The sequence below is a fragment of the Serratia sp. CY32780 genome, from assembly GCF_052169135.1.
GTDB classification, from domain to species: Bacteria; Pseudomonadota; Gammaproteobacteria; order Enterobacterales; family Enterobacteriaceae; genus Serratia; species Serratia sarumanii.
The window spans coordinates 949,989-965,481 of record NZ_JBJNLI010000001.1; the positions used below are offsets into that span (position 1 = coordinate 949,989).

General features: G+C 53.4%; 17 protein-coding genes, 1 tRNA gene and 1 pseudogene. 12 read left to right on the forward strand and 7 right to left on the reverse strand.

All coding sequences use genetic code 11. The annotated features are described in order from the left end of the window. Window positions 1–117 precede the first annotated feature (117 nt). Window positions 118–528: pseudogene (locus ACJ8HH_RS04590) on the forward strand (CoA-binding protein); the annotation flags it as partial. Between the two features lie 60 nt (window positions 529–588). Here the strand turns inward: ACJ8HH_RS04590 and hspQ are convergent. Further along, on the reverse strand, window positions 589–906 hold the full coding sequence (gene hspQ, locus ACJ8HH_RS04595; protein ID WP_033637900.1) for a heat shock protein HspQ: 318 nt from the start codon (window positions 904–906) through the stop codon (window positions 589–591). A 60-nt stretch (window positions 907–966) separates the two neighbouring features. After that, complete coding sequence (rlmI, locus tag ACJ8HH_RS04600) at window positions 967–2,151, reverse strand: 23S rRNA (cytosine(1962)-C(5))-methyltransferase RlmI (RefSeq protein WP_033637902.1); 1,185 nt, start codon at window positions 2,149–2,151, stop codon at window positions 967–969. Window positions 2,152–2,530: 379 nt separating this feature from the next. On the opposite strand from rlmI, the gene ACJ8HH_RS04605 reads away from it, so the two are divergent. From ACJ8HH_RS04605 to yccX, 3 genes are all read left to right on the forward strand, one after another. After that, window positions 2,531–2,911, forward strand: coding sequence for a hypothetical protein (locus ACJ8HH_RS04605; protein WP_197766165.1), 381 nt, complete (start codon window positions 2,531–2,533; stop codon window positions 2,909–2,911). A 394-nt stretch (window positions 2,912–3,305) separates the two neighbouring features. After that, window positions 3,306–4,268 carry an acyltransferase family protein gene (locus ACJ8HH_RS04610; RefSeq protein ID WP_049213692.1) on the forward strand — a complete coding sequence of 321 codons (963 nt, stop codon included), beginning with the start codon at window positions 3,306–3,308 and terminating at the stop codon, window positions 4,266–4,268. A gap of 157 nt (window positions 4,269–4,425) precedes the next feature. Then, window positions 4,426–4,704, forward strand: a complete 279-nt coding sequence (gene yccX / locus ACJ8HH_RS04615) for an acylphosphatase (protein ID WP_033646563.1) — start codon at window positions 4,426–4,428, stop codon at window positions 4,702–4,704. A 34-nt stretch (window positions 4,705–4,738) separates the two neighbouring features. On the opposite strand, the gene tusE is transcribed toward yccX, so the two are convergent. Beyond that, complete coding sequence (gene tusE, locus ACJ8HH_RS04620; RefSeq protein WP_004928095.1) at window positions 4,739–5,068, reverse strand: sulfurtransferase TusE; 330 nt, start codon at window positions 5,066–5,068, stop codon at window positions 4,739–4,741. A 111-nt stretch (window positions 5,069–5,179) separates the two neighbouring features. After that, complete coding sequence (yccA, locus tag ACJ8HH_RS04625) at window positions 5,180–5,839, reverse strand: FtsH protease modulator YccA (protein ID WP_004928091.1); 660 nt, start codon at window positions 5,837–5,839, stop codon at window positions 5,180–5,182. A 230-nt stretch (window positions 5,840–6,069) separates the two neighbouring features. Between yccA and ACJ8HH_RS04630 the strand changes: the two genes are divergently transcribed. Both ACJ8HH_RS04630 and ACJ8HH_RS04635 read left to right on the forward strand, forming a co-directional pair. Further along, window positions 6,070–6,157, forward strand: a tRNA-Ser gene (locus ACJ8HH_RS04630). A 227-nt stretch (window positions 6,158–6,384) separates the two neighbouring features. Beyond that, window positions 6,385–6,600 (forward strand): hypothetical protein, encoded by a 216-nt coding sequence (locus ACJ8HH_RS04635; RefSeq protein WP_016928277.1) that lies wholly within the window; start codon window positions 6,385–6,387, stop codon window positions 6,598–6,600. A gap of 93 nt (window positions 6,601–6,693) precedes the next feature. Here the strand turns inward: ACJ8HH_RS04635 and ACJ8HH_RS04640 are convergent, their stop codons facing one another. Together ACJ8HH_RS04640 and ACJ8HH_RS04645 are read right to left on the reverse strand one after the other, a co-directional pair. After that, window positions 6,694–7,176 (reverse strand): hypothetical protein, encoded by a 483-nt coding sequence (locus ACJ8HH_RS04640; protein WP_049213694.1) that lies wholly within the window; start codon window positions 7,174–7,176, stop codon window positions 6,694–6,696. Further along, a complete protein-coding gene (locus ACJ8HH_RS04645; RefSeq protein ID WP_049195828.1) occupies window positions 7,177–7,974 on the reverse strand; it encodes a winged helix-turn-helix domain-containing protein in 798 nt (265 codons plus the stop codon). Window positions 7,975–8,377: 403 nt separating this feature from the next. Between ACJ8HH_RS04645 and ACJ8HH_RS04650 the strand changes: the two genes are divergently transcribed. The 5 genes from ACJ8HH_RS04650 to ACJ8HH_RS04670 all read left to right on the forward strand — a co-directional run bounded on the left by ACJ8HH_RS04650 (window position 8,378) and on the right by ACJ8HH_RS04670 (window position 14,097). Beyond that, window positions 8,378–8,989: a response regulator transcription factor gene (locus ACJ8HH_RS04650; RefSeq protein WP_060418416.1), complete on the forward strand. Its 612-nt coding sequence runs from the start codon at window positions 8,378–8,380 to the stop codon at window positions 8,987–8,989. Between the two features lie 181 nt (window positions 8,990–9,170). Further along, window positions 9,171–9,755 (forward strand): fimbrial protein, encoded by a 585-nt coding sequence (locus ACJ8HH_RS04655; RefSeq protein WP_033637910.1) that lies wholly within the window; start codon window positions 9,171–9,173, stop codon window positions 9,753–9,755. A 49-nt stretch (window positions 9,756–9,804) separates the two neighbouring features. Further along, the gene (locus tag ACJ8HH_RS04660) at window positions 9,805–10,500 is read left to right on the forward strand and encodes a fimbrial biogenesis chaperone (RefSeq protein ID WP_060437961.1); all 696 of its coding nucleotides are present in this window, start codon (window positions 9,805–9,807) and stop codon (window positions 10,498–10,500) included. A 15-nt stretch (window positions 10,501–10,515) separates the two neighbouring features. Continuing rightward, a complete protein-coding gene (locus ACJ8HH_RS04665) occupies window positions 10,516–13,008 on the forward strand; it encodes a fimbria/pilus outer membrane usher protein (RefSeq protein ID WP_060429842.1) in 2,493 nt (830 codons plus the stop codon). An 18-nt stretch (window positions 13,009–13,026) separates the two neighbouring features. Further along, on the forward strand, window positions 13,027–14,097 hold the full coding sequence (locus ACJ8HH_RS04670; protein WP_197766167.1) for a fimbrial protein: 1,071 nt from the start codon (window positions 13,027–13,029) through the stop codon (window positions 14,095–14,097). 48 nt (window positions 14,098–14,145) lie between these two features. On the opposite strand, the gene ACJ8HH_RS04675 is transcribed toward ACJ8HH_RS04670, so the two are convergent. Then, window positions 14,146–14,406, reverse strand: coding sequence for a DUF1471 domain-containing protein (locus ACJ8HH_RS04675; RefSeq protein ID WP_033637916.1), 261 nt, complete (start codon window positions 14,404–14,406; stop codon window positions 14,146–14,148). A 150-nt stretch (window positions 14,407–14,556) separates the two neighbouring features. Here ACJ8HH_RS04675 and ACJ8HH_RS04680 point away from each other — a divergent pair, with 150 nt between their 5' ends. Then, window positions 14,557–15,486: a LysR substrate-binding domain-containing protein gene (locus tag ACJ8HH_RS04680; RefSeq protein WP_033637917.1), complete on the forward strand. Its 930-nt coding sequence runs from the start codon at window positions 14,557–14,559 to the stop codon at window positions 15,484–15,486. Window positions 15,487–15,493 lie beyond the last annotated feature (7 nt).

Genomic DNA, 15,493 nt, shown 5'->3' on the forward strand with positions numbered 1-15,493 from the left:
GACAGCCTCTGACCATAAGATTGCGGTGAAGTTTCCCTTGCGTTGCGTTTAACCGAACGAATGCCGATCGGTTACACTCGAAATGGAAAGTGACGCAGTGATAAACGGGAGTTGAAGATGCAAGATCAAGAGATTGTTGAGCTGTTGCAACAGGTGAAAACTATCGCGCTGGTCGGTGCCAGCGATAACCCATCACGGCCCAGCTATGGGGTGATGGCGTATCTGTTGGCGCAAGGGTATCAGGTGATCCCGGTCAGCCCAAAACTGGCGGGGCAGACGCTGCTGGGGCAGCAGGTTTACCCTACGCTGGCCGCTATCCCGCAGCCGGTGGATATGGTTGACGTGTTTCGCAATTCAGAAGCGGCTTACGGCGTGGCGCAAGAGGCGATAGCGATCGGCGCCAGGGCGCTCTGGCTGCAGATAGGGGTGATTAACGAGCAGGCGGCAGCGCTGGCGAAACAGGCCGGGTTGCGTGTGGTGATGGATCGCTGTCCGAAAATCGAAATCCCGCGCTTAGGGTTGGAGCGCAAAATAAAAAGGGCCAGGCGCGATGCCGGGCCCTCTCGGGTTTCTCAGGTCTTGGCGCGGTCAATTGCGCAAGCGTGGCGCCTGTAGCTGGTGACGGATGGATTCCGCCAGTTCATCCAGCGATGGTTGCTCGGGGTGTGCCTCCTGGGCTTCGCTATCCAGCTGCGCTTCCGCCAGATAGGTGTGTACCGGTTGGCCTTCCTCGTCTTCCATCACCACGTGGTACCAAGGGGCTGAACGCAGTTCATCGTTCGCCGCTATTTCGTCAGCTTTGGGTTGTTCCAAAGAGTATTCCGGGTCGATATCGATCACGACGCCCAAATACCCCAGCAGTTTATGCCTAACCTGTTGTCCGATACCGAATTTGCTGGCAATCATGATGACCTCCTGAGAAACAATGCCTTGCTCATATATGGGGGCAGGGCAGCGCATTTCAAGTTACATCACCCGACAAGCGAATCCTTTCAGATACAGCCCCTCAGGGTATGTGGCGATCACCGGGTGATCGGCAGCCTGTCGGAACTGCTCTATAAATTGTACATCACGTCCGGCATCTACAGCGGCGTCGGCCAAAATTTTCTGGAACAGGTCGGTCGGCATCAGGCCGGAGCAGGAGAAGCTGAGCAGAATGCCGCCCGGATTCAGCAGCTGCAGCGCCAGCATGTTGATGTCTTTGTAGCCGCGGCAGGCGCTGGCCAACTGATTCTTGTTCTCGACGAATTTCGGCGGATCCATGATGATCAGATCGAATTTTTCGCCTTGAGTGCGGTAGTTGCGCAGCAGCTGGAACACGTCATCGCGAACGAACTCCGCTTTGTTCAGATCCAGCTTATTGAGCTCGACGTTCTGTTTGGCGATATCCAGCGCCGCCTGCGAGGTATCCACGCTGATCACCTGCGCGCAACCGCCCATCAAAGCGGAAACGGCGAAGGCGCCGGTGTAGGAGAAGCAGTTCAGCACCCGACGGCCGGCGGAGTAATTGCGCGCCGCCAGGCGGCTGTCGCGCTGGTCGAGGTAGAAACCGGTCTTGTGCCCCTGCTGAATGTCCACCAGCAGCTTCATGCCGTGTTCGGTGATCGGCAGCAGTTCCGGCGGCAGATCGCCCAGCACCGGGCCCTGCGCCAGCGGCAGGCCTTCTTTTTTACGTACCGCAACGTCGGAGCGATCGTAGATCGAACATTCCGGGTAGCAATGCTGCAGGGCGGAAAGCAGGGCCGGGCGCTGGTATTCGGCACCGGCGGACAGCAGCTGCAGCACCAGGAAATTCTGGAAGCGATCGATAGTGATGCCCGGCAGGCCGTCGGACTCGCCGGCGATCAGGCGGTATCCGTCCAGACCGTCGCGCTGTGCGACCCAATCGCGCCAGCTTTGCGCTTGCTGCAGGCGGCGAATGAAGAAATCGATGTTAATCTCTTCATCTTGCTGGAAGGTCCAGACGCGTGCGCGGATCTGCGACTCGGGCGAATAGGCGCCGCGTGCCAGCCACTTACCCTGGCTGTCGAGGATATCAATGGTTTCACCGGAGTGGGCTTTGCCCTCAACGCGTTGAACGGCGCCGGAGAACACCCAAGGGTGGCGACGGAGTAAGGACTTTTCACGTCCTTTGGCGAGATGTAAGCGCATGGTTAAACTACTTTTTATTCAATGGGTTAATTGGCTGGATTAAGCGTTTGCCAAAATAAGTTCGTCATCATAGCTGAATCTGACAGCGTTCACTACCGCGTTGGCTCGGATTGTATCGCGTTATCTCTGCGGGCGTCGCACCGAAGAGAGAGAAAGTGCAGCCTTCAAACTGAAGAAATGGCAGCTTAAAAAGGTGTATTATAGCAAGCCAGAGATGAAAGCATGTTGATCAGTGCGTGAAGGCGCTTTGTTACCTGCAGGATTAGATGTTTGACAGGGGATTATGCTTTATAGGGCATAAGGCTACAGAGTGATATATTTATTCTTGTTAAGAGTATTTTTGGCTGTTTTTGTAATATAAAGTGAAGGGAGTGCACCAGTGAGATTCTTTTTGTTTTTCATTTTTTTTATGACGACTCACACAGTATTGGCTAACGAGTGGGTTTTTAGTGATGATGAAAACGCTATAAGTGATGGGGTATTAAAGATTTCGGTTCAGGCTGGGCATTATAAAATTTCATTTCCACCTACTGCGAACCCAAACTCAGGTGCTGTGTCGATTAACGGCGAGCGGTTTTACGGTAACCGTTCTTTTGGATTCGACGGCGAGCAAGCGGACATAATGATTGATAGGTTAATAAAGGTAAAGAGTGCTCAGGTTGAATATGATGATCGTTTTAAAACGAAAGTTGTTCGCAAGTTGGTTGATTTTTCTGACATTACACCATCCCTCGATAGCTTGAAAAATAAAAGTCATTGACACCTCTCACATCATCGACGATAGAGCAGATGGCTTTACTCGAAATAGGAATAGCGCTGTCGCTTGGTTGCCCGGTGGTATGTTTACTCACGACGGCTGGCCGACGGTACGCTTTCTTGTGAGCAAGCAGAGCCCATCATTCAAGAGTGTGGATTGAAGATTACCGTTTTGTTTTTAACTGGTTGATTATTAATGTCTTTTTTGGAATTTCATAGTAATTGACTTCAGGCTGAGGTTCGCCTCACGGAAGAAAGCCTATCTCCGGGCAGATGGGGATGTAAGCTTTTTGTAAGTTTTTTGTGAGTTTTAGGTTTTTTCGCATTGACAAAAATCTTAACTTAATCTGTTATTGAGCACCTGATGTTTATTATGCAGATATTAGGATTTTTCTTAAATGTCTAAAGAAAGAAGCTTGTCGTTTGATTTTTTGAAAGGGTTGCTTATCTTGCTCGTCATCGTGGGACATTTATTGCCAGGCAGCGCTGATGTCGGTTTGCGTGGGGCAATATATTATTTCCATATGCCGCTTTTTCTAGGGGTGACGGGCTACTTTGTTCGGCGTTATTTTCTTGATGGCGGCGTGATTAGCGTGCTGAAAAAGTATCAGTGGCGCATGATAATTCCTTATATGTTGGCATTCGTTGTTTACAGCGTTTATTCTCTTTACTCCTCAGAAGAAGTAGGTTTAAAGCAGTTCATCGGTCTATTCCTTTACCCCTACTATCATCTTTGGTATATCCCAGCAGTGATCATATTCGTGCTATATACTATGGTCATTTACAAGAGTAATTTCTTAATTGGTTTCTTTCTGTTCACTTCCGCGGTGTTATCTATTGTCTGGTACTGTTACGCCGACACGCTGGAAAACCAATATGCCTGGCTGAAATTCATTGGTGATAAGCGTTTCTATTATTACTACTCCTTCTTTTTATTAGGTTTCCTGATCGGGGATAAGAATTTTCACGGTAACCCGCTGGCGTTGTTCGCTATCGCGTTGGTCGTAGGCATATTAGGGTACTATGAACCGAACGGGGCACTGCTGGATGCCGCCTCATGGTTTGCATTTAATGCTGCGCTGTTGCTGTTGATGGTGAGTTTGTGTAAACGCCTGAAGCTGAGAATTGAGGGCTTTGTGGTCAAAATGGGGCAGGTATCTCTACCTATTTATCTTTGGCATGTGTTACCCATTTTGCTTGTCGGAGCAATGGTCGATAAGGATACGTTAGGTTTTTATCTCAGCGTAACGGCCATTATTTTCGCTCTGGTCATCATATTTATCCGCTTGCGTGGCAAAAGCAGATTTATCGACTCTTTCTTTTACGGAGAAAGGGCCAACTGGCTACCTGCCGAAAAATAGCAAGTCTGTCCCGGCCGAGGGAGCTCGGCCGTCTACTTTTTACGTAAGCCTCTATTATAGAAATTGTTGTCCTCTGGCTCCTTGCCTCTTTATCTTTTGATTGAGTTTCTATACTCAATACATACTTATTCTTTAGACAAGATAACAGGGGGCGATTATGACACAAGTTTGCATTGCTGCGTATGTGTATGGCGTGGTGCAGGGGGTTGGGTTTCGCTATTCCACCCAGCGGCAGGCCGAGGCGTTGGGGGTGACAGGCTATGCGCGCAATCTCGATGACGGCAGTGTTCAGGTGGTGGCCTGCGGCACACAGGCGCAGGTGGACAAGCTGCTGGAGTGGTTGAAACAGGGCGGCCCGCGCAGCGCGCGCGTCGAACGTGTGCTGGTGGAGCCGCAGGGCCTGGCTGATTACAGCGGGTTTGGCATTCGTTATTAAACGCTCGCCTGCAGCGGCGCTGCGGGCAGAGCGGTCAAATGCATTTTACCGGTTTCGGCAATCCGGCGATTTTGGTGGCTTGTTTGGCCGGCCCTTTCGGGAACAGGCGATACAGATAGCGGCTGTTGCCTTTTTCTTCGCCGTATTTCTGCGCCATCGCTTTGACCAGCATGCGGATAGCCGGTGAGGTATTAAATTCCTGATAGAAGTCGCGCACGAAACGCACCACTTCCCAGTGTGCTTCGGTGAGCACGATCTCTTCCTGCGCGGCCAGCAGCGGCGCCAGCCCTTCATGCCAGTCGGCGCTGTTTTTCAGATAACCCTGCGCGTCAGTGTCGATAACCTGACCTTCAAACTCCAACATACTGCCTCGATAACGGATAATTCGGAACGGCCGCCAGTTTAGCAAATTTTTTCAGCCGCAAAAAACAAAGCCCCGCCGGAGCGGGGCCTGGAAAGCTGGTGTATCGTGCGATCAGTTGCTGCGGGCGAAGCCCAGAATGCTCAACAGGCTGATGAACATGTTGTAGAGCGACACGTACAGGCTAACGGTGGCGCGAATGTAGTTGGTCTCGCCGCCGTGAATGATGTTGCTGGTTTCCCACAGGATCGCGCCGGCGGAGAACAGGATGAACAGCGCGCTGATGGCCAGGTGCAGGGCAGGGATCTGCAGGAACAGGTTGGCGATCACCGCCACCAGCAGTACCACAAAACCTGCCATCATCATGCCGGACAGGAATGACATGTCTTTACGGGTGGTCAGCACATACGCCGAGCAGCAGAAGAACACCGCTGCGGTGCCGCCCAGCGCCAGCATGATCAGATCGCCCGCGCCGGCGTTCAGGAACGAGCTGAGAATGGGGCCGAGGGCATACCCCATGAAACCGGTCAGCGCAAACGCCGCCAGGATGCCTGCCGGGCTGTTGGCCAGTTTATGGGTCAGGAACATCAGGCCGTAGAAACCAACCAGCATCAGCAGCAAGCCCGGTGCCGGCAGCCCCAGCATCGTGCTGGCGGTCGCGGTCAGCGCCGAGAAAGCCAACGTCAGGGATAACAGGAAATAGGTGTTGCGCAGGACTTTATGCGTGCTGAGCAGCGAGTCGCGCGAAGAAGATGAGACGACAATGCGGTCCATAATGCTCTCTCTTATCAAGCCATCACAAAATAATCCCGATGATAGGCAGCGCAAGCGCTTGATTAAAGTTTGTTTACCAATCTTTACCCTTAGTTATCATTGTTGCAACAGCAGGGAGGAGCGGACGCGCGTTTGTTCGCCGTTTGCTGCGTCTTCGCCGATTTTTCGCGCGGTTGAACGCGCCCGGGCTTTACAAGCGAATGAGGTCTGTTTATAGTGCGCGTCGTTGCGGAGGGGTGGCCGAGTGGCTGAAGGCAACGGTCTTGAAAACCGTCGACGGGAAACCGTTCCAGAGTTCGAATCTCTGCTCCTCCGCCATACATTCTGACCCCGTGCTCACTGAGCACGGGGTTTTTGTTTTTGCGTGCGTAGAAATCGAGGCGCTTTTGCAGGAAACGCGATCGGCTATTGATAAGGGCCACGCATCGGTGAGATTATGCGGTCATCAAGGTTGGCTGCTCGGATGCCTGCTGCTGTCAGGCACCGCCGGGGTGATAAACAACGCCGCCTTATCGATTTCGCTTAATGCTCTTATGGAGACAGAGATGAACTGGTATCAAGTCGCCCTATGGACCATGATCTTTCTGAAGTCCGGCGCTTTCCTGGTATTCGTGTGGTGGTGGATGTTCAAACGCGCAACCAAACCTTATGTGCGCCCGCAAGACGTCGTGGTGGACGATACGCCGTATGATGAGAACCTCACCATGGAAGAGGTGATGAAAAACCATGGCATCGTCCGTACGGATATGTCGGTAAAATAGCCCTTCCTCCCCAATCGGTATCTGGGGCGTGTTTGCCATAAGCGCGCCCCGTTGCGATCCTTCGCTGTCTCTCTATGGCATTCTGTTCTCAGGTTAACGGCATAGCGTTACCGGGAAAAGCACGCCATGAACGATGTACGCATCTTGCCGAGCTTTACGCATCGAAAAAACGCCGTTCTTAATGCCGAGAGAGATCATGGGGATTTCCTGGGTCAGCTCATCCGGCGCGTTGTCGTCGGGCGCTTTACTGATTTCTCGGTGGGTGGTCATGTAAAACCCGTCATCTAACCTCTTTATATCAAAGTTTATTTTCCTATCCAGGCTGTAGGTTTTGCCTCTCACGGTGATGTCCCCACGCTGCACGATCATGGCATGATGTTCGTCATAGATGAATAAACTGCCCGTCACTTTTAATTCCAGGTCATCGCCTGAAGCTAATCGTTTTTTAGTGATCGTATCGGCCTGGCAATTCATATGCACAGGCGCGGCGGGGGTTAAAACGCGAAACAGGACAATGAAGAGAATCACTGCCAAAAATCCGATAGTCAGCATTTTGGGGTTGAGCAATGCGGCCATTTATTTTCCGTTGAGAATTTTGTAGGTAACACACTGGGTATATCGATCTTGTGAGCCGAGATAACACACACCGAGGAAGGTGTTATAAGTCAACGTGTGTTTTACGGAGGAAAAATAGATGTCCGCTTTACTGGCTATACAATCCACACCGCTCTCTTCTAGCGCCTGGTTGACCATGCGCTTTTCCAGTTCGTCATCAATATGCTTGTCCGCATCCAGAGAATACAAGGTGCAGCGGTCTTTTTTCCCTAACGAGATTAAATTTTCTCTGGGTTGATCAGGCGGTTCAACAGGATAGAACGCCGCGACGAACAACAGCGGAATAAATGCGCCGCAGATAGCGGCAATAGCGCGAATATTTACCTGTTTCTGCGGCGGCGTGTTATGTGATTCGGCAACCGACGGGAAAGACGAAAGCGGTACTGAGGCGGCAGAAGGGGGCGTTTCATTAACGGTTGCCTGCGGTGATGGGTAAATATCAATCATGGCGGTAAAGCAAAAACCGACTTTCGCCAGGGTCTTTATCGGCGAGGTTTCTCTCCCCAGCAGTTTGAACGCTTTCCTTATTTCACTGACGGCCACATTGAGGCTGATCGATGAGCCTGAAAAACCATACTCTTCCCATACCTTTTTTATCAATACCTCACGTTTCAATGGGATATTCGGATGAGTCAGCATTTCAATTAACAGGCGCGAGGCCGGATTGGATATCCGTATCGATGACTCATCGTTATCAATGAGTTGGAGACGACACGCATTTGCGTCATAGATTACGCAGAGGTCGATAATATATTTCATGTATTCAGGTTTTTATAATGGTATAGGCTTCCAGGTCGCGGCTAGTATTTAGTGAAACGTCGGTCAGGTCAAGGTTCTGGGTGGAAAACATAAATAATTCAGGGTGTTTTTTATTTCTTCGACGAACAGAATGCATGGTGCATTGCTCTTTTTATTATGTTTAACAGAGTTAAATTCTGAAAAAATCTAATTTATTAGATTATAATAATTAAAATTTTCGTTAATAAAAATAATGTTCCTGTTGTTAATGATTTGATGCAGAATTATCTTAGTGTTTTACGGCGCCTGCTTATGTGCCGGGCGCTTATTGATGGCTCCCAAACGGCAATGCGATTTTTCCAAGAAAACGGCAGGTGTTTAGTGCAAGGCATCGCCGTTGTCTTTAGCCATGGATGGAGGAAGTATGCTCAGTATCGGTATCGTATCTGAAAACATCTTTTTCAGAGAGGCGATAAAAAGGATATTGGCGCCAAGGATTTTTCATAAGGATCACGTTATTGCTTACTACGACGATCTGCCTTTGGTCATGGGGCGAAATTGCCAGGATATTCTGATCGTCGATGATGCGATCAAAAGCCTGTTGCGTTTCAGCATGGCGGCAGCGTTATTGTCTGCTATTCATGGCGTGAAAATTTTTTTGACGACAGAAGAGAAGCGTCGTCTGTTATTTCGTTCTGTCACGCGTGATGTGGTGGTGCTCGATAAAAGAGTGCGAGTTCCCGACATGAATAAGGAATTGTCTTTGCTGCTGGCTAATATTGCGCAGCATTCTGCATTAGATGGAAACGTTGAGGGTGGGGCGGCCCGCAATACGAAAATTTGCCTGACTGAAAGTGAAGTGGAAACGCTTCATTTGCTTTCTTTCGGCTATACGGTGACCCAGGTATCCCGAATGCTTGATAAAAGCGTAAAAACGGTCAGCACGCAGAAATGCAGTGCATTACGCAAAATGGGATTGAAGAATCGGGTGCACAATTTATTGGACATTTCATCCGGTTTCTCGGCGGTTATCTAGGAGTTCGTTATTTTGTCGCTTTTATTATCGGCTGATGAATAACGCTATGGCTTGATTTTATAAAAACAGGAATGTGTTCACCCTTTTGCCTCTGTATTACGGGGAGGGATTGTTTCATCCCGCCAGCAGCGGCTGCTTTTTATTTATTCTCTCAAACCAAACTGTTATGGAGTTTTATCTCATGATGAAGAAAATGCTTTCTGTTGCAATCATGGCGGCCGCGGTCGCTGCGCCGGTGGCTTTTGCTGAAGACAATTCCGCCGGTGGCGTGATTAACTTTACCGGCGCCATTACCGACACCACCTGTACGATTAACGGCGGCAAGAGCGCGGATTTCACCGTAGCACTGAGCCCGATCTCGGTGACCGACGCGGGTAACACCGTCGGGCCAATCACCAAGAACAAGAAGTCCTTCTCGTTGACCTTCTCCGGCTGTTCGCCGGCGGCCGGTACCGCAGGCACCCCGCTGAAAATCTACTTCTCCTCCGCGGATAACATCTCCACCGACGGCAAATATTTGCTGAACAACTCGGTCAACGAGAACGACGCTTCCGTCGCGAAGAACGTAGGCTTCTCTCTGGCGGAAACCGGTTCTTCCACCCCGATCCAGCTGAACGTGCCTTATGTCACCGACATCATGGGCGACAAAGAGGCGCCGGATTCAGAAACCCTGACGCTGGACGCGTACTACTACAAAACCAACGCCGAAGCGGCAAAAGTGGGCGCTCTGAGCTCCAACGTGACTTACACCATTTCTTACCTGTAATCGCGCTGACAGCCAGGCCCTTGATAGGGCCTGGCCACCCGGGGGAACGATGAAAAAATACATGATGATAGCGGCGCTGTTGCTGGGTTCCGTTGGCGCGCAGGCCAATGTGGTGGTTAACGGCACGCGGGTGATCTACCCGGCAAACAACAAGGACGTGATTGTCCAATTGCTGAATAACGGTACCGACCCCTCGCTGGTTCAGGCCTGGATCGACGACGGCGATATCAATTCCACCCCGGAAACCGCCAATGTGCCGTTTTTGCTGTCGCCGCCGGTGGTGAAAGTGAACGGCAACAGCGGGCAGCAGCTGCGTATTCAGAAAGTCGGCGCCGCGTTGGCGGCGGATCGTGAATCGGTGTTCTACCTCAACGTGCTGGATATCCCGCCGACGCCGGAAAACCTGCAGGGCACCAATACGCTGCAGCTGGCGATCAAGTCGCGCATCAAACTGTTCTACCGCCCGCAGGCGTTAACCCGCGGCGTGGAAAATGCGTTGGAAGAACTGACGCTGCAAGCCAATGGCAAAGGCTTCAACGTCATCAATAAAAGCGCGTATTTCATTACGGTAGCGAATATAGGCCAGGGTGCGGACAAGCATCTGCTGGTTGATTCGCTGATGGTCGCGCCGTTTTCCACCCAGTTTGCCGCCAGCAAACGAGCGGTCAGCAAAAACGCCCGTTATGACCTGATGTATATCGACGATCTGGGGGCTTACAAGTCTAAAGCCATCACCGCACACTAACCTGAAAGAACAACAATGAAGCTGAATAAAAAAGTCCTCTCGCTGCTGACCGCCTCTTCATTCTTGTTGCCGGATACGGCCTGGGCGGTGACGTTCGATACGTCGCTGTTGGCCGGCGAATCGCGCGATTCCGATCTCTCGCGTTTTTACCTCAATAATGACATGCCTGCCGGCCGGCAGGAGATCGATGTGTATGTCAACCATGACTGGAAAGGGCGCTATGCGCTGCTGTTTGGCACCCAACGCGACGATATCCAAATCGACTACCAGGATGCGCAGCGGCTGGGCATCGATCTGAGTCAATTGCCGGCGCCTCAGGCGCCCCAGACGACGCTGTCGATCGCCACGCTGGTGCAGGGCGGTCGGTTCGATATGGACGTCGGCGCGCTGAGCCTGCGGCTGACGGTGCCGCAGGCGCGGGTCAACCGATCGGAGGCGGGATACGTGGATCCGGCCTTCTGGAATCGCGGCATCTCCGCATTGACGCTGGCCTACAACGCGACGTACTACCACGCCGAGGCGCGCGGCGACGGCAATCGCAGCAACAACGACGATTTTTATACCGGGCTGGAATCCGGGATCAATCTGGCCGGTTGGCAATTTCGCGACAGCAGCAGCTTTCGCCACGGCAGCGGGCGGGGGAGCCACTGGCAGAACAACACGCGCTATCTGCAGCGCGGCTTCGCTGACATCAAATCCAACCTGACCGCCGGCGATTTTTATTCGCCGGGGGATCTGTTCGACTCGGTGCGCATCCGCGGGGTGGCGCTGGCGTCGGACATCAGCATGCGCCCCAACTCGCAGCAGGGCTTTTCACCGATCGTGCGGGGCGTGGCGCAAACCAACGCCCTGGTGAAAGTGGTGCAGAACGGCAACGTGATCTACCAGGAAAACGTGCCGCCGGGTGCCTTTACCCTCGACAGTATTCAGCCGACCGGCTCGGCGGGCGATCTGTGGGTGACGGTCAAAGAGGCGGATGGGCGTGAACAGTCGTTCAGCGTGCCGTTTTCCGCCGTACCCAACATGTTGAAACAGGGCGTCAGCCAATACAGCGTGCTGGCCGGCAAGGTGAACGAAAGCAATACCGATTACGATCCCGGCTTTGTGCAGGGCACCCTGCAGTACGGTTTCAACAACCTGGTAACCGGCTATGCCGGCAGCATTTTGAGCGACGACTATCAGGCCTGGCTGCTCGGCAGCGGCTGGAACCTGCCGATAGGGGCGGTGTCCATCGACCTGACGCATGCCGATACCCGTCTGAAAAACCGCCGTGAAAGCGGGCAGAGCTTCCGTATCGCCTACAGTAAATTTCTCGATGCCACCGCGACCAACTTCACGCTGGCGGCCTACCGTTACTCCACCCGCGGTTACTACAGCTTTACCGACGCCATTTACTCTAATGACGGTTACCGCCAGCTGGAACGGCAGTTTGACCGCTGGCGCGACGAGGAGGGTTTGTCCGAACTGGATATGAACACCTGGGATGCGCTGCGGTCCGCCCGGCCGAAAAATACCTTTACGCTTAACCTGAACCAGCGTCTTAACGAAGGGTGGGGCACGCTGTTCTTCTCCGGCTCCCAGCGCGATTACTGGACGGCCAACGCGAAAAGCCGCGAATACCAGTTGGGATACTCCAACAATCTGGGGCGCGTCAGCTACTCCGTTTCCGCCAGCCGGGTGCGCAACAGCCAGCGTGAGGAAGAGACGCGTTATTACCTGTCGTTCAGCCTGCCGCTGTCGGTGTTCGACAACAACGCCTACCTCAGCACCGGCCTGTCGGCGACGGACTCTCACTATCAGCAAAGCACGGTCAGCCTGAGCGGCAACGCGCTGGAGTCCAACCGTCTGAGCTACTCGCTGAACGGCAGCAATCGCAGCGGCGGCGACAACATGGCCGGCGTCAATGCGGCCTACCGTACCCGTGTCTCGACGCTTGGCGTCTCCTACAGCGAAGGCAACGATTATCGCCAGAGCGGCCTCAGCGCGCGCGGCAGCCTGGTGGCGATCCCCTGGCATGTGCTGGCGTCGAACGAAATCGGCAACACCATGACGGTGGTCGAGGCGCCGCAGGCCGAAGGGCTGATGGTCAACGGCGACGAAAGCATCGTGACCAACGCCCAGGGCCTGGCGCTGGTGCCCTATGCCACGCCATACCGGCAAAACTCGGTCACGCTGTCGGATACCGGCCACAGCAGCGGGGCGGAAATCAGCGGCAACGTCGCCAACCACGTGCCTTACTACGGCGCGGTCAGCTACCTGAAATTCGAAACCGATCAACGTCAGCCATTCCAGCTGCGGGCGCAGCGCGCCGATGGCGCACCGCTGCCGTTCGGCGCCGAAGTGCTGGATGAAAACGGCCGGTCGATAGGCTTTGTCGGCCAGGCCAGCGTGCTGTACCTGCGCGTCGAACAGCCGCCAACGGCGTTGACGGTGCAACTGCGCGACGGCCGTTGCCGCATCGCCAAACCGACTCTGGCGCTCGACGCGTCGCCCGGCGTTTGCCGCTAATACAGGATAACTGAACCTATGATCAGGCTGATTTTTTTGCTGCTGCTGTCCGGGTTGTTCAGCGGCTATAGTTATGCCACCTGTTTTGGCAAAGGGATCTCATTTGCACCGGCTTTGAATGTCGATCTCTCCGATAAGCTGAATGCCAACACCCCGGTGTGGGAGGAGCAATACAGCACCCAATATGTCGGCACTTTTGACTGCAGTTCTTCAAAGAGCAAATTTACCTATACGCTCAAGCTGTCGCCCGATAATAAGAATGCGGCTATTTTTGGTTTTAACAACGGCACGCAGTGGATACGCGCGCAAATCGTCAATAAGATTGGCGATCGTGAACTGTCAAAGCGCGGCGAACATTCCGCCGCCGAGTTAAATACGCCGATGACCGTGCGCTACTCATTAGAATCGAAGCCCAAAAATGGCCGTGTGGTGCCGGGGGATACGTTGATGCTGGATGACGCGCTGATGGTCTCGGACATTACCGGCATAAAGATATGGGAATTGCCGATTTGGCTGTTGCAGCAAGTCGGGAAAATACTCAGTTGGCTCCTGACCGGCAACTGGCCTTATGACGAACGCGATATGTACGGCCAGCCGATGAACATCAAATACGCGCCCAAAACCACCACCTGCCGTTTCGAAAACGCCGGCCTGACGGTCAGATTGCCGAAAATGGGCGTGGCGCAGGTGCTGAATAACAACCAACCCGGCTACACGCCGTTCTCGCTGAACATCAGCTGCCAGAACATGCAGCAGGAAGGTATCGCCGATCGTACCGTCGAGATGTTCCTGTCCAGCAATAACCTGCTGGCCTCCGACGCCAGCGTGCTGACCAATGCCAACGCGAGCGGCGCGCAAGGGGTGGGGCTGCGCCTGGTCAAACGCGATATGCCGAGCTCGCCGGTGGTACTGTCGCCCTCCAATGTCGATCGCGGCAGCGCCACCTCATTGTTTCACGTCGCCGCCGGCGGCAGCCTGAACAGTCACTTTATCATCGGCATGGGCGCTTATTATTACCCTTATCAGCGCGATGGCGTGACGCAGGGTGAAATCAACACCTCGGCCACGCTGAACATTATTTATCCCTGATGAATGGGCGGGTGCAAAAAAACCGGCAGCCGCCGCTGCCGGGGTTGGTTATTGATAAGTCATCGCGCTGGCGTGCAGCTTGTTATTTCCTACGATCGCGATGATTTTGTAGTAACGGGCGCCAGCCTTGGCGGTTTTGTCCGCCAACATCTTTTCCGCATCGCTCAGATTTGCGGCACCGCTAACGGTAATCACCTGGCGCGGCGTCAGGGCGTCCGCCTGTTGACTATTGATTTGCGTTGCCGCGACTGTTGCGCCTGAAAAGACAAAAGCCCCTAGCAGCATCGTTTTCAACATGACGTTCTTCATGATGTTCTCCCCAAGCGCAATACGCTTGTTCTTTGCTATGGTTGAATCTTTTTGTTTCGTTATGCTAAAGGATAAGCAGCGAGGTGTCGGCGCGGTAGTGCCTGAAAGCGTAATGCATCGTTTCCAAACTGGAAACGATAAGGAGGGGGCATGCAGGATTTGAACGATCTTCAACTGTTTGCTTTGGTGGTGCGACATGGTGGTTTCGCCGCAGCCGAGCGCGCGAGCGGCGAAGCTAAATCCAAACTCAGCAAACGCGTGGCTCGTCTGGAGGCGAGTTACGGTGCGCGGTTAATCGAACGTTCGACGCGCAGTTTCCGCGTCACGGATATTGGCCGCGATGTGTATCGTCAGTGTGAGGCGATTATCGAGCGGTTGGAGGCGGCCGATGCCATTGTCGCCCGTGCGCGCGACGAAGTGAGCGGCTGCCTGCGCATCAGTTCGCCGCCCGGTTTGATGCAGTATTATAATTCCCATCTGCTGTTGGGGTTTATGGCGCGTTACCCGGACGTGCGCGTACAACTGTTGATCCATGAGCGCCATGTGGATCTGATCAACGAAAAGATCGATGTGGCGTTTCGCATTACGAGTCATTTCGACCAGGATCAATCATTGATTAAACGCGATCTTGGCGTACGGCAACGCATTTTGGTCGCCGGCGCGCAGCTGGTGGAGAAAGCCGGCGGCTTGCCGCAGTCGTTCGAACAGCTGGCCAGCTTGCCGACGTTGTCGATGGGGGAGTGGCTGGATCGCGATCGATGGGAATTCGAGGATAATGCAGGCAATCAACGTACTTTCGTACACGTCCCCCGGCTGTGTTGCGGGGATTACAGCACGTTGCATAGTGCGGCGATTGCCGGGATGGGCGTCGCGTTTTTGCCGATCCATTTGTGTGCCAACGAATTGCGAACGGGTCAACTGCTGCGTCTGCTGCCGCAGTGGCGTGCGCCGAGCAGCATTGTTCATCTGGTGTTCACCAGCGGCAAAGGCCTGTTGCCGCCGGTGCGGGCGTTTATCGATCACAGCGTCGCGGTATTCGCCGAAGCCAATCGCCGCCTCTCGATGATGCCGGTTGCCTAGCCGCCTG